The 14,354-nt window shown below is 42.4% G+C and carries 13 protein-coding genes; 9 read left to right on the top strand and 4 right to left on the bottom strand.

Annotation, left to right across the window (positions count from 1 at the left end; genetic code table 11):
- Positions 1-3: 3 nt before the first annotated feature.
- The 4 genes from KA713_03605 to secG all read left to right on the top strand — a co-directional run bounded on the left by KA713_03605 (position 4) and on the right by secG (position 3,147).
- Positions 4-1,260, top strand: coding sequence for a sigma-54-dependent Fis family transcriptional regulator (locus tag KA713_03605; GenBank protein ID UXE67701.1), 1,257 nt, complete (start codon positions 4-6; stop codon positions 1,258-1,260).
- Positions 1,247-1,894, top strand: coding sequence for an LptE family protein (locus KA713_03600; GenBank protein ID UXE67700.1), 648 nt, complete (start codon positions 1,247-1,249; stop codon positions 1,892-1,894). The genes KA713_03605 and KA713_03600 overlap by 14 nt, the downstream gene beginning before the upstream one ends.
- Before the next feature lie 74 nt (positions 1,895-1,968).
- Positions 1,969-2,808, top strand: coding sequence for a hypothetical protein (locus KA713_03595; GenBank protein ID UXE67699.1), 840 nt, complete (start codon positions 1,969-1,971; stop codon positions 2,806-2,808).
- 3 nt (positions 2,809-2,811) lie between these two features.
- The gene (secG, locus tag KA713_03590) at positions 2,812-3,147 is read left to right on the top strand and encodes a preprotein translocase subunit SecG (GenBank protein UXE67698.1); all 336 of its coding nucleotides are present in this window, start codon (positions 2,812-2,814) and stop codon (positions 3,145-3,147) included.
- A gap of 22 nt (positions 3,148-3,169) precedes the next feature.
- On the opposite strand, the gene KA713_03585 is transcribed toward secG, so the two are convergent.
- Positions 3,170-3,886, bottom strand: coding sequence for a hypothetical protein (locus KA713_03585; protein ID UXE67697.1), 717 nt, complete (start codon positions 3,884-3,886; stop codon positions 3,170-3,172).
- A gap of 207 nt (positions 3,887-4,093) precedes the next feature.
- Here KA713_03585 and KA713_03580 point away from each other — a divergent pair, with 207 nt between their 5' ends.
- The 3 genes from KA713_03580 (at position 4,094) to KA713_03570 (ending at position 6,524) form a co-directional block, all read left to right on the top strand.
- Positions 4,094-4,372 (top strand): co-chaperone GroES, encoded by a 279-nt coding sequence (locus tag KA713_03580; protein ID UXE67696.1) that lies wholly within the window; start codon positions 4,094-4,096, stop codon positions 4,370-4,372.
- Positions 4,373-4,403: 31 nt separating this feature from the next.
- Positions 4,404-6,032, top strand: coding sequence for a chaperonin GroEL (gene groL, locus KA713_03575; protein ID UXE67695.1), 1,629 nt, complete (start codon positions 4,404-4,406; stop codon positions 6,030-6,032).
- Positions 6,033-6,146: 114 nt separating this feature from the next.
- On the top strand, positions 6,147-6,524 hold the full coding sequence (locus tag KA713_03570; GenBank protein ID UXE67694.1) for a TerB family tellurite resistance protein: 378 nt from the start codon (positions 6,147-6,149) through the stop codon (positions 6,522-6,524).
- A gap of 27 nt (positions 6,525-6,551) precedes the next feature.
- On the opposite strand, the gene KA713_03565 is transcribed toward KA713_03570, so the two are convergent.
- The 3 genes from KA713_03565 to ispG all read right to left on the bottom strand — a co-directional run bounded on the left by KA713_03565 (position 6,552) and on the right by ispG (position 12,520).
- Positions 6,552-8,594, bottom strand: a complete 2,043-nt coding sequence (locus KA713_03565) for an oligopeptide transporter, OPT family (protein ID UXE67693.1) — start codon at positions 8,592-8,594, stop codon at positions 6,552-6,554.
- A 58-nt stretch (positions 8,595-8,652) separates the two neighbouring features.
- Positions 8,653-9,891, bottom strand: coding sequence for an MFS transporter (locus KA713_03560; GenBank protein ID UXE67692.1), 1,239 nt, complete (start codon positions 9,889-9,891; stop codon positions 8,653-8,655).
- A gap of 661 nt (positions 9,892-10,552) precedes the next feature.
- The gene (gene ispG, locus KA713_03555; protein UXE67691.1) at positions 10,553-12,520 is read right to left on the bottom strand and encodes a (E)-4-hydroxy-3-methylbut-2-enyl-diphosphate synthase; all 1,968 of its coding nucleotides are present in this window, start codon (positions 12,518-12,520) and stop codon (positions 10,553-10,555) included.
- A 364-nt stretch (positions 12,521-12,884) separates the two neighbouring features.
- On the opposite strand from ispG, the gene KA713_03550 reads away from it, so the two are divergent.
- Together KA713_03550 and KA713_03545 are read left to right on the top strand one after the other, a co-directional pair.
- On the top strand, positions 12,885-13,826 hold the full coding sequence (locus KA713_03550; protein UXE67690.1) for an alpha/beta hydrolase: 942 nt from the start codon (positions 12,885-12,887) through the stop codon (positions 13,824-13,826).
- Positions 13,827-14,086: 260 nt separating this feature from the next.
- Positions 14,087-14,287, top strand: a complete 201-nt coding sequence (locus tag KA713_03545; GenBank protein UXE67689.1) for a hypothetical protein — start codon at positions 14,087-14,089, stop codon at positions 14,285-14,287.
- The last annotated feature ends 67 nt before the right edge of the window (positions 14,288-14,354 follow it).

Raw genomic sequence — 14,354 nt, 5'->3', positions numbered from 1 at the left:
AAAATGGCAAACAAAGAATCAGAAATACAAAGTATTAAGCAGCGTTTTGGAATCATCGGCAATGCGCAATTGCTAAATCATGCGGTAGAAGTGGCGATGCAAGTTGCGCCCACGGACATGACGGTACTCATTACGGGCGAAAGTGGATCGGGAAAAGAATCGTTTTCTAAAATCATTCATCAACTCAGTCCCCGCAAGCACGGGCAATTTATTGCTATCAACTGCGGCTCCATTCCCGAAGGCACTATCGATTCAGAACTATTTGGTCATGAAAAGGGATCCTTCACAGGTGCGCACGAATCCCGCAAAGGTTATTTTGAGGTGACCAATGGTGGCACTATTTTTTTGGATGAAATTGGCGAGATGCCCCTGGCTACCCAAGCACGATTGCTTCGTGTATTGGAGAATGGCGAGTTCATTAAAGTAGGCTCTTCCAAAGTACTCAAAACCGATGTGCGTGTGGTAGCCGCTACCAACGTAAACTTGCTAAACAAAGTAGAGCAAGGCAAATTTAGGGAAGACCTTTATTACCGCCTGAACACCGTGCCCATTTTTGTTCCTCCCTTGCGGGAAAGGGGCAATGACACGGAACTATTGTTTAGAAAATTTGCGACAGACTTTGCTGAGAAATACAAAGTAAAACCAATCACGCTAACCCCTGATGCAAAGGAAGTTTTGTTGAAATATCGATTTCCGGGAAACATCCGTCAGTTAAAAAATTTGGTAGAACAAATTTCGGTGCTATCACCTGATAGAAAAGAAATCAACGGAGGAGATTTGGCCTATTACATTCCAAAGGAATCGACCCTCCCCGCGCTCTACAATCAAAATTCGTCTGAAGGAATTAGTGAACGGGATATTCTTTACAAGGTTCTTTTTGATATGAAAAAGGACATGAACGATTTGAAAAAAATGGTGTTGGATGCGTTGGCAAATCCCGCCCAAGCAGCCCAGTTGATAAAAGAGAATGCCAACCTCTTCGAAAGCGTACGCTTAGAAGAAAAACAGCCGAATGATGTGGTTTTGAACATCTCACCGGTGAGGCCATCCACCAGCGGTCCGGAAGTGGCGGAAGAAGTGCAAGACATCACCCATGAAGCGGAGGATGACTCGCTGAGCATTGAGAAAAAAGAAAGAGAATTGATTTTGCGTGCCCTCCGAAAAAACAACAATAAGCGCAAATATGCGGCACGAGATTTGGGTATTTCAGAAAGAACGCTCTATAGGAAAATTAAAGAATACGAGCTTGAAGAAGACTAATCGATTTACGATGTACGATTTAAGATTTACGATTCCAAGGCTTCAAAAATCTACCGAGAGACCAATCAATCTCCATTCCAAAATAATCATTCTAAAATCACCAATCAAAAACTACCTTAAACTCTGCGGTAGTATTTTGGCACTAGCAAGTTTCTCAATACTAAGTGGTTGCAAACTTTATTCACTATCGGGTGCGGCTACCACGGCACGAACCATGCAAGTGGATTTATTCTACAACAATACCGACTTGGGGCCGGCCAACTTGAGTCAAAATTTTACCAACCGTTTGAAGGATTATTTCCAGCAAAATTCCAGTTTGAAAATCGTTCCGGAAAATGGAGAACTTCAAATTGAAGGCACCCTTGTTCAGTATGCGGTCAGTCCTATTGCACCTGTTTCCAACAACAGCGCCTCGCAGCCAACTCAAGCTGCACTTACTCGGTTAACTATTGGGGTGCGGGTCAACTATGTGGATACACGGGAACTTAAAAATAGTTTTAAAGACAAAACTTTTAGCTTTTACGCTGATTTCCCCAATGAACAAAACTTGTTAACGGTTCAAGAAAGTCTTGAGAAAAAAATCTTTGATCAGATCTTTTTGGATATGTTTAATGCAACCATTGCAAATTGGTAATACATTATTGATGCGTTGGCTTTGTTAGCATCCGATTTTTCTCCTACATTTACTCATGCTACACCAATACCTCTGTGGATAAAAGTCAATTTAACCTACTTGTTAAAAACTATTCCTCTTTAGAAAGAGAAGATGCCACCTTGCTGGTAAGTTTGTTAAAAGACTATCCCTATAGTCAACTGATCCATCATTTATCGGCCCGGGTATTTCAAGATGTAAATTTAGAGGGCAAAGAAAATCTGTTGCATGCCAGTGCCGTGTATGCTACGGATCGTGGTGTGCTAAAGTCTATTATGACAGCCCCTCGCAGTGCGGCTGTTTTAAATCAGGAAAATGTTTCTTTGGTTGAAGAAGCGGACCTACCCCCCACAAGCATCCATGGCAAAGTGGAAGTAACCTCTTCTGAGGAATCTATCGTGCAAAGAACAGAGCCTGTTGTTTTAAGAACAGAATCCGACTCAGATGGTGATATCTACGAGCAGGTGGTTCGGGATATAGATGAAATGCACCAAGCAAAAAAGCGTTTTGAAGAGATGGTTCTTAAACTTGAGAATCGTGCGTTTACGCCCCCATTAGAAGCAGGGCAAGAAGAAGAATTGATTGAAGAGATTAAACAACACGCAAAAAAAAGAATAAAGGCAGACGCTAAGCTGAAAGAACAAATTGAGATCATCGATAGATTTATTAAAACACAACCGGCAATGCCAAAAGCAAAAGCTTCGGTTGCCAACGCTGTTGATCTTACTGAAAAAAGTGCTTCTTTTGGTGAAAATATTGTTTCCGAAACCTTGGTTGAGCTTCTGCTTAAGCAAGGCAAAAAGGAAAAAGCCGTGGAAATGTTAAAGAAACTGATTTGGAAGTTTCCACAAAAAAAGGCTTACTTTGCGGCTCGAATTCAAGAGCTGAAGAAATAAGTTATGTTGTATACCCTGTTTATCGTATTGGCTATTGTTAGTGCCGTTCTTTTAGTATTGGTTGTGTTAGCACAAAACTCCAAAGGTGGTGGCCTTTCCGGTCAATTTGGAGGTTCATCCGCGAGCAACATCATGGGCGTAAAAAAGACAGGCGACCTTTTAGAAAGACTCACATGGGGATTTGCCATTGCCATTATGGTATTTTCATTGGCTACTAATTTTACTACCCCTAGCAGCAGCTCCGCACAAGATGAAATTTTGGAGAAAGCTAAAGAGCAGCAAAGTGCACCTTCTTTAAATTTGACTCCCAAGGCTACTAACGACAGCACCAAAAAGTGATTCTTTTAAGTAATTCTTCGGGTTATACTTCCTTTCCAATTTCCCTTACCAAAAGTCTTTTTGCTATTGGCATCAATGTTTGCTGATACGGAAATCTCATTTTAGAAGTAACCAAGTAGGCGCTCGGGTTGGGCAAATCTGTAAATTTTTTGATCAAGGTTCTTTTAATATCCTCATAGGTGTTGGCAATGCTGCGCTCGGTCATCATCACATGTTCGGTTTGTATGCTGCGCATGGCCGGGTAACTTTGCTCATAAAATGTCATTTGATACCTGTAGATGTTTGTTTCCTTTTCAGGAGGTTGAGCAACAAATAAATACCCTTCATTCTTATAAAGAGAGGTTAGCCCAATGGGGGAGATTTCGCAATGCGATTCTACATATTCATAAATGTAAGAACCCTCATCAAGCGATGACTTAAAGTGAGGCACAGCAAAATCAATAATCGATTCCAACTCATGCATCACATCGTCATCTTCAATAATTTTCTTGTAGTTGATCTCTAAATTTTTGATCCCTTCGGTAGATATCTCTTTGGGAAAAGCATCGTGCAGCAGCGCTTTGTTTTCTTTCAATAATTGCAAGTTTCGATAATGGAAAACCAAGTCAGATAGGTAAGGATATAGCTCCACTTTCGTGAAAGACTCCTTCACTGTTTTGAAGTAGGCCAGCAACACATATTTCTTGTACTCGAAATCAATAAGTCCTTGTGTTAACCAATTGTTATCCAATCTTTCCATAACTTTTTTTGAGGAGTTAATTTACACCAAAAAAAGGCAGACTGTCAAGTTGCCATTTAGAAAGCACTAATTCATGACACTGACTGACAGGCTTGCGTCAAATTAGGTCAATAATGCTTAAACCAAGCCTTGAAAGCCCATTTGGCATGAATATCGTTATACGCGTCTGCGTTAATTTAAAGTTTAACTATAAAATTATCCCATACTATGGCAAAAATCAATTTCAAACCAAACGAAGACAGAGTGCTGGTAGAAGCAGCGCCTGCTGAACAAAAAACTGCATCTGGTATCATCATACCAGACACAGCAAAAGAAAAACCCCAACAAGGAAAAGTAATTGCTGTTGGCGAAGGATTAAAAGATAAGCCTGTAACAGTAAAAGTTGGTGACCAAGTATTGTACGGAAAATACTCGGGTACGGAAATTACCATCGATGGCAAAGAATACCTCATCATGAGAAATTCCGACATCTTCGGAATCATTTAATCAACCTCTAAATTTTAATACTAAAACAGATATGGCAAAAGAAATTACATTCGATACCAACGCCCGCGATAGAATCAAGAAAGGCGTTGATAAATTAGCGAACGCAGTGAAGGTGACCCTTGGTCCTAAAGGCCGCAACGTGATCCTTGACAAAAAATTTGGCGCCCCAACCGTAACAAAAGACGGTGTATCGGTAGCTAAAGAAATCGAGTTGAAAGACGCCATTGAAAACATGGGCGCTCAGCTTGTGAAAGAAGTAGCCTCTAAGACGGCCGATGCTGCCGGTGATGGTACTACTACTGCTACCGTGCTGGCTCAATCTATCTACGGACACGGAATCAAAAACGTGGCTGCAGGAGCTAACCCAATGGATTTAAAGCGTGGTATTGACAAAGCTGTTGAATCCGTTATCGAAAGCCTAAAAAAGCAATCAAAACCAATCAAAGGTTCGCAAGAAATCACTCAAGTAGCCACCATTTCATCTAACAACGACCACGAGATTGGTAAGATGATTGCAACTGCTATGGAGAAAGTGGGCAAGGATGGCGTGATCACCGTAGAAGAAGCAAAAGGAACGGAGACAGAAGTAAAAACTGTTGAAGGCATGCAGTTCGATCGCGGTTATTTGTCTCCCTACTTTGTAACCAATACCGAGAAAATGGAAGCTGATCTAGATCATCCTTACGTTTTGATCTACGATAAAAAAGTTTCATCTATGAAGGAATTGCTTCCTGTATTGGAAGCTACCGCCCAAACCGGTAAACCTTTGTTGATTATTGCTGAAGAAGTTGAAGGCGAAGCATTGGCTACTCTGGTAGTGAATAAAATCCGTGGCGCATTACGTGTAGCAGCTGTTAAAGCTCCCGGTTTTGGTGACCGCAGAAAGGCTATGTTGGAAGACATTGCAGTATTGACAGGCGGTAAAGTAATCAGCGAAGAGACAGGTATGAAGTTGGAAGACGCTAAGTTGGAATACCTAGGCCGTGCTGAAAAAATTAATGTTGATAAAGACAACACAACCATCGTAAATGGTGCTGGTAAAAAGGCGGATATTCAAGGTCGTGTAAATCAGATCAAAGCTCAAATTGAAGTGACTACGTCTGATTACGACAAAGAAAAATTACAAGAACGTTTGGCAAAGCTTTCTGGCGGTGTTGCCATCTTGTACATCGGTGCAGCTACTGAAGTTGAGATGAAAGAAAAGAAAGACCGTGTTGACGATGCATTGCATGCAACACGTGCTGCCGTTCAAGAAGGTATCATCCCTGGCGGTGGTGTAGCATACATCCGTGCTATTGAGGCATTGAAGGATGTAGTGACTGATAATGAAGATCAAGCGACTGGTGTAAATATCATCCGTTTAGCCCTTGAGTCTCCTTTAAGAACCATTGCTGAAAATGCTGGTCAAGAAGGTTCGGTAATTGTAAACCGAGTAAAAGAAGGCAAGAAAGACTTCGGTTACAATGCTGGCGAAAACAAGTTTGAAGAGTTTTTTGCAGCGGGTATCATCGATCCTACGAAAGTAGCTCGTTTAGCATTAGAAAATGCTGCATCCATTGCAGGTTTGCTATTGACGACTGAGGCCGTTGTGTCGGATATCGCAGAAGAGAAAGAAGCTCCTGCTATGCCTCCAGGCGGTGGCATGGGCGGTATGATGTAATCTGATTATTTTTAGTTCAAGGAAAGACCTTCTGTTAATATGGAAGGTCTTTCCTTTTTTAGGTTGCTCGTATTTTCTCTATCTTTAACTCACAAAACAATACCAAAACCTACCATGGTACTTCACAACAATTTTTCAGATTTTGTATTGTTCTTATACATTCACATGGCACTTGCCGACCATTACCTGCACCCAGTAGAAGAAGAAGTGATCTTAGGGAAAATGAGCAAGCTGTTTCCAACAGAAGCCAATCCAAAGCAGAAATTTGACGCTGAACTCGCAAGGTACAAAAGCTTTGACCACGAAACGGCCATGACCATCATTCGCGATACCTTCAAACAATTTTCATCTGTTGATTTCTCGCAAAAGTACAAAGTCTACACCGACTTGTACGATGTGATCAATGCCGATGGAAAAGTGGAGGAATCCGAAAAAATTGTCCTCGAAGCCTTGAAAGAAATAATCGACATTAATGCCGAAGTGAAAAACTAATGGATCATCGCCCCATTAGTCTTGTAGTTATTTCCTGCTGGCGGTCTTGAAAAGAATTACGCACATAGCAATAAAGAAAGCTACTCCCAAAATATAATAGGCATTTTCACCAAGCGCGGTTACCATGCCGTGCTCGATGTTCATGGATTTCATCAGGCTTTCATTTGCAACAATGAGGATGGCTGCAAACACTCCGGTAAGTGCACCTCCTGCAATCAGACCAGTAGCAAACAAACTTCCTTTGCCCAGATCATCTTCTTCAACTTTTTCGTTTCGTTTCTCCGCACGATAGTCAACAAATCCCTTGATGGCACCTCCGATAAAAATAGGAAGTGTAGTAGCCAAGGGTAAATACAATCCGATTGCGAAGGCCAACGCTTTGATGCCGCACAACTCAATCATCACAGCAATGAAAACACCTACCATTACAAATTGCCAATCGAGATTTCGAGAAAGAATACCTCGATCTAGTGTTGCCATTAGAGTAGCTTGAGGAGCTGAAAATTTTTCACCAATTGCGTGAGTAACTCCTTGAGCCAGCATTTCCTGAGTAGGCGTGTCTAAGATTTTTACAACAATCCCGATAGCTATTGATGATACTATTGCTCCAATAAAAAGAGCTAGCTGTTGATATCGAGGAGTTGCCCCAATGATGTACCCAGTCTTTAAATCTTGCGAAGTTCCTCCAGCATTAGCTGCAGCAATGCAGATCATGCCTCCTACCACCAAAGCCAGCGGTTCATAAAGTTTACCACTCCAGCCTACTGCTGTAAAAATTAAGCAAGTACCCATTAACGTTGCGATTGTCATTCCTGAGATTGGACTATTACTTGATCCAACTAATCCCACAATTCGGCTTGCGACAGTCACAAAGAAGAATCCAAAAACGATAATCAAGATCCCAATAAGAATTTTCTGAATTATTGTGTCACCCGGAATAATATTGCTAGGTAAAAGAGCAATAACTGCAACTAGAATCAAGCTACCTATAATAACCACTTTGAATGACAAATCACGTTCTGTTCGCAAAACACCTGCCTCGCCTTTTTCTTTCAATGATTCTACACTCTCTGTAAATGAACTTATGATTGTTGGTATTGTCTTAATTAGGGTAATGAATCCGCCAGCAGCTACTGCCCCTGCACCAATCTGTCTAATGTAGCCCCTATATATGGCATCTGCATAACTTCCAAAGGAGTGCGCAATTGGATCCCATTGCACAGGTCCACCACCAGGAGAATTAATATCTTTTAGATAACCAAGTTTAACTAATTGCAAAGCAATTGTATCGGCAGGAACCAATGTTGCCAGTAAGGGTGTCATCGCCCACCAAGCCAATACCGAACCTGCCACCAACACACCTGAAATTTTGAATCCGATAATGTAGCCCACACCCAAATACTCCGGTGTAATCTCGCTACGTGTTGCAGCACTAGGCCAAAATTTATTTGCTTGACTCGTTACGTACGATGGGGTCTCCGCAATCACGTGAATTACCTTTTGTAATACGGCATACACAAACGCAACGCCCATTCCCAAAAACGCAGTCTTGGCAAAATCACCTCCCTTTTCCCCAGCTTGAAGTACGGAGGCACACGCGGTTCCTTCCGGATAAGGAAGGATGCCATGCTCTTTTACTATTAACGATCGCCTCAAAGGAATCATCATCAGTGTGCCAAGCATGCCACCAAAGGCAGCAAGAATTAAAATGGTGAGGTAGTTAAAATAACTCTCGCCTACGCTAACTCCATTTTCTCCAGGAGATAAAAACAAAAAACCTGGCAAGGTAAAGACTACCCCCGCTGCAATGGATTCTCCAGCCGAACCGGTGGTTTGAATGATGTTGTTTTCAAGAATGGTTGTCTTTAGAAATTTGCGACCAAGGGTAATGGCAATGACTGCGATGGGTATAGAAGCCGACACCGTTAAACCAGCCTTCAATGCCAGATAGACCGTAGAGCATCCGAACAAAATTCCAAATAGAATTCCAAAACCAATCGACTTGACAGTGAACTCTGCAACGTTTTGCTCTGGTGCGATATAGGGTTTGAAGATTTTTGGAGTTTCCATTTTCTAATAGTTTAAAGTAGGAAGAAAGCAAAAGCAATAGACAAATACACTTCGAGCATCAATTTTTTGATACGATAAAATTATAAACAATAAGCAAAACTGTTGATAGCAAACCAATCCCAGAAAGCGTATACCACATCATGGCGGGGTTGGTTTGCATGTACGATGCACGCAGCCAATCAGCAATGATTCCGGCTGTAAACGAACCTATGGCAATGGGCATAAATGCAAATCCCATAAATGTACCTACTTGATCTTTTGGTGCAATGGCACTCACGTATTCATAAAAGCGTGGTGCTTGAGTAGCTTCGCCAATGGCAAACACCGCCATACCAATAATGGCTGCCATGGTGGTCCCGCCTGCTCCAATGATAATCCACGATAGACTGGAGATACTAAACCCAACTATCATGGCGATGATGGGTTTCCATTTTTTTACCAAAGCTGTAATGGGAATGGTCAATAAAATAATGCTCCACGCATCTACGGTTTCTAAAAACTCAAAGGCTTCGTAATGCAAAATGTCCTTTACGTAAAACGGAAACGAATAATAGATTTGCCAGAACATCATCCAAAAACCTGAAAAGATGAGGAGAAAAATCATGAACTTGAGGTTTCCGAAAACGAGCACCATATCGCTCAATATTTTTCCAAATGTTTTCTTTTCCTTTAACTCTGTTTCGGCTGGTTCTTTATAAAACAACCATGCTCCGAAAAACAAAAGTAGAGATGTAATAGATGACATGATCAATACAAACTCAATCCCTAAATCGGTACGTATGTAATAGGCGAGAATTGGACCGATGGCGCCACCAAAATTAACGAGTGTATAATAAATTGAGAAGCCCAATGCACGAGCATCAGGCTTCGAGGTAACAGCCACCGTGCCTACCACACACGGCTTGATCAATGAGCCACCAATGGCGGTAAATATCAAGGCGAAAACGAGATAGTTCTTTTTTCCGATGACATCAATAAAATCCCACCCCATTCCAGCAGCACCAATCAAAAAATACCCAATGCAAAAAATGGCAAAGCAGGTCATCAACGTTCGTTTGAAACCATACTTATCCACAAACACTCCTGCGATGATCGGAAGAGAATACAAAAAGGTATTGAACAATCCAGATAAAAATCCTGCCTCGCTTTCTAAGCCTACCTTTTCAGCAATAAAAACAGCCAACACTGCCTTGGAGCCGTAGTAGGCCAAGCGTTCAAAAAGTTCGAGGGAATTGGCCACCCAAAAAGTAGGTGTAAAGCCATTGAGCAGAATGCGGGAGCGCTCTCGAAGACTCATTAAATAGGTTTAGGTACTAAATCGAAAACAAATTAGGTGGATTAAGTTGAATAAGCAATATCTCTGAAATTAAGAATTTGAGCCAGAATATTTGAAAACCGATGCAAAACCATATGCGGAAAGCAAAAACACAAACGGCAGCAATGGCCCCAAAAAAATCTGCCATCCCAAATCTCTGTTGTAAGTGCCACTGTCAATGCTTGTGCAATTACAAAGTCCACAGTAAAATACTTTTCTTTTGAGAAGCAAATAGCTTTGGTGGTCACTTTATAAAACCACTTTTGGTTGCCATCCGATTGACCGCTTCAGGAAAATGTGCACAATGACCTCAACACTTGGCTCAGGTGATGATGGCACAACTATTCATCCAACACGAAAAGGCGCCAATCAATTGAAGACAGGTGGCCATATCTAGGAAATTTTCAAGATCATAATCATTCTACTCTTGCCTCAAAAAAATCTTGATTGCCTCATCCAATAAATCACTATCAAAAACAAAACCCTATTTGCTAAAATCCGATATTTGACAAAGTAGAGTTAAGTTAGAGTTTAAGTTAAAGACTATGGTGTAGGCAACCAACTGCGACCTATTTAAGCAAAGCTATTGTATACGCAAAAACCGCCAACCATGCCCAGCAAAGAAAGTATCACATCTCATATCTTACATCTCTCGGTTGTCCCCTACCTCAATCCAATCTCCCCCATCCTTAATCAAATTAATCAACTCATCTACCGCCTGTGGCGTGGGCACGTTGCGTTTCACCACTTCCTTTCCTTTGTATAAAGTAATCCGTCCGGGGCCAGAACCTACATATCCATAATCGGCATCGGCCATTTCGCCCGGGCCGTTCACAATGCAGCCCATAATGCCAATTTTTACCCCTTTCAGGTGACTGGTGCGCGAACGAATCTTGGCAGTGGTCTCTTGCAAATCGAACAACGTTCTTCCGCAAGATGGACAAGAAATGTATTCTGTTTTTGAAATGCGTGTGCGCGTGGCTTGCAAAATATTGAAAGCGGTTTCGTTCACCATTTTATCAGAGCCACAATTTTCGGCTGCAATAAAAACACCATCACCCAACCCATCAATCAACAAACCGCCTATATCGGTGGCCGCATACAGTTGCAATAATTCTGGAGTTAAATCTTTGTATGCCCTGCCGATAATAACAGGCACTTCGCATTTGTTTTCCAACAATTCCACAAACAATCTCCGCTGCTCGGGCATGCCGTGATCGTTGTAGGTATCAATCACCAGCACGGCAGTCTTGTCTGAATTTAGTTTTAGAATTAATTCACTGTCCACATCTGGCAGACATGCATAGACAAAATTTAATTCATCAGATTTCTCTGCTCCTTTTTTGTAATCCTTGGCGGGAATGAGAGGATACGTGTTTGGTTTATTCTTTTGCGTAAGCCACGTTTTTTGATTTTGCACGACTGCCAACGTACCCGGGATTTCAAAGTCAATGGTGTTGTCTCCTAAGAAAATATAATCACACGCCATGTCGGCAATGTTCCATTTATCTAACGGAACGGAATAATGATAGCCCAACGCAAACAAAGAGGCTTGGGTGATTTTCTTTTTCATCGAAAAATCGGCCATCACGCGTGGTACATTATGCCCGCCAATATTCATTACTTCATGCGTATGCCTGCGTGTGTAGGAGAATGGATCGATGGGGTAGTGTGTAATTTCTGGAATGACAATTGAAGCCTTGCGCTTATCATATCGTCTCGCCAGATCTTGCGCCACCGGCACTTCTGCTTCGGGTTCTTCGGTCAGGGAAACGCGTACGGTATCACCCAATCCGTCTTCCAAAAGTGTTCCAATCCCTACCGATGATTTGATACGACCATCTTCACCATCGCCTGCCTCGGTCACGCCAAGGTGCAATGGATATGCTTGAAACCTTTCTTCATCTAACTTCTGGACTAGCAACCGATACGCTTGCACCATCACCTGCGGGTTGCTCGATTTCATCGACAAAACGATGTTGTAAAAGTTTAAGTCTTCGCAGATGCGCAAAAACTCCAGCGCACTTTCTACCATGCCGAGTGGCGTATCGCCATAGCGGCTCATAATGCGGTCGCTTAGCGAACCGTGGTTGGTGCCGATGCGCATGGCCGTGCCATATTCTTTGCAAATCTTTACCAGTGGCGTAAACTTCTCACGGATGCGACTCAATTCTGCCTGATAAGCCGCATCCGTGTATTCAATTTCTTCGAAGCGTTTTTTATCAGCATAGTTGCCGGGATTGATGCGCACTTTTTCGACCAACCGTGCGGCCAGTTCGGCAGCATTCGGTGTAAAATGAATATCGGCAATCAGTGGCACTGTATAGCCTCGCGCCCGCAGTTCTTTCTTGATGACTTCTAAGTTTTGTGCCTCTTTGATACTGGGCGCGGTGATGCGCACATACTCACAACCGGCATCCACCATGCGGATGACCTGCTCCACGGAACCAAGCGTATCCATGGTATCGACCGTGGTCATGGATTGCACACGGATGGGGTTGTTGCCACCAAGTGGTACATTGCCTATGGTTACCTCACGGGTTTTTCTACGGCTGTAATTGACGAGAGTGTTGCAGTATTGTTTGACTTGTTCGATAGAGGTGTTGATCATTGGAAAAGCTACGTTTGGAGCTGCAAAGTTATCGAAAAATGGATGCTGTGAACAACGCTTGGAAAGAAGGATTGTTTGGACGGGTGGTATTATTTTAGGCATTAAGTGTGGCATGTGGCGACCGATTTCCCCACTAAATCGGTCCACTACTGCGTTACCCGTTTCAGGGGGGCTTCGAAAACAAAACACAATCTGCCCCCAAGCGTATCCGCTTACGGGCGCAGCAGCACACTTGAACTTAACAATCTCACTTTTCTTTTGAACCCAAGACCCTTAGGCCCCACGTTGCCAAGAAAGTTTGGCGGGCAGAGAATTTGATGCTTCCAAAACAACTTTCTATATTGAATCACTAATCAACTTCAACATGCTCAGATTACCCTATTTCATTTTGATGTCATTTCTCTTCTACAACTGCATTCACGAAAAAAACTCTACCGACTTTGAAACCATCACAAAAGACGACACGTGGCGCCAATCTATTACTACTGGAAAATTTGTTCAATTGAGCAAAGGCTACACGTACTACGAATTCAGCAACCCGCAAGCTGATACCATATTGGTACTAGTACATGGATTTTCAGTCCCGTCCTATATTTGGGATTCTACTTTCTATGCCGCCACACAACACGGTTATGCTACTCTTCGCTACGATAATTTTGGTCGCGGCAACTCCGACAATCCCGATGCGATTTATGATGTTAATCTATTTGCCAATCAATTGCGCGAACTGCTTGACACCCTTCAAATCAACAAGCCGATTACGCTGTTGGGGCTATCCGATGGTGGCCGAACCATTTCTGCTTTTGCGGCACAGTCTCCAGCGCGCATTCAAAATTTAGTGTATGTAGATGCCGCAGGCTTTGAGACACCGGAAACAAACCAAGAGCATCCGGCAGCAATTTCTGAAAAGGAAGTTCTTGATTTTAAAGATAGTGACCGTTACCGAAATATGGCAAAAGGACAGCTCAGTGATTTTTATGATTCTACGCGCTTTCGCGGATGGGATAAAAAATATGGGTCGCTCATGAAATCGCGGGGCTTTGTGCGTGCCCTCCTATCGACACTAAAAAATCGTACTCCATTGCAAGAGGAACACCATAAAATTGCCGAAGCCAAATTACCCGTGTATGCCATCTGGGGTGAGCACGACACAGTGGTAGTATTAAACGATGTGCGCGACAATCTCACCTCTCTACTGCCTGAAGCAAAATTGTTTGTAATCCCTCAGGCTGGCCATCTGCCACACATGGAACAGGCGAAGCTGTTTCATGAGATTTTATTTGAGAAGATTTTGCGGAAAAAATAAGTCTAGCCTTACCTTCATTCCTGATGCTCAATTTATCCTCATAGATTCTTATCCTGATCATGGCTCCCACTGCCTCGGGTAGGACGGACTTAAGATTGTTTAAATTGTATAATTCAACGTAGGCGATGTTCAAAAATGCCCGGTTGATCTGTACAGGTTCGTACAGTGCGGCAATTGCATTTTAGTTTGCGCATGCGGAAAAAGCGATTTCAAAATTGGTAAGATGTTTGTAAATCAACTGGTAAAAAATTCAGAAATCGATGAAGACCGTAATCAGCATTTTACTTTGGTTCATACTACTTGTGCTATGTTGGCCATTGGCACTCGCCTTGATTTTTGCATTGCCGATTATCTGGTTGTTGCTACTGCCCTTCCGTATTGTGGGCTTTACTCTAGAAACGGTGTTTAAATTGATCGGATCGATTATGATGCTGCCGTTTAAGTTGTTGAAAGCAGCTTAATTCTAAATACTGGTTGCTAGATTCTGATTGCTGGCTAACCCAAGAGTCCCGAATCTAGAATCTAGTA

This window comes from Chryseotalea sp. WA131a, from assembly GCA_025370075.1.
Lineage (GTDB): Bacteria > Bacteroidota > Bacteroidia > Cytophagales > Cyclobacteriaceae > ELB16-189.
This window is presented reverse-complemented; position numbering and strand designations above follow the sequence as displayed.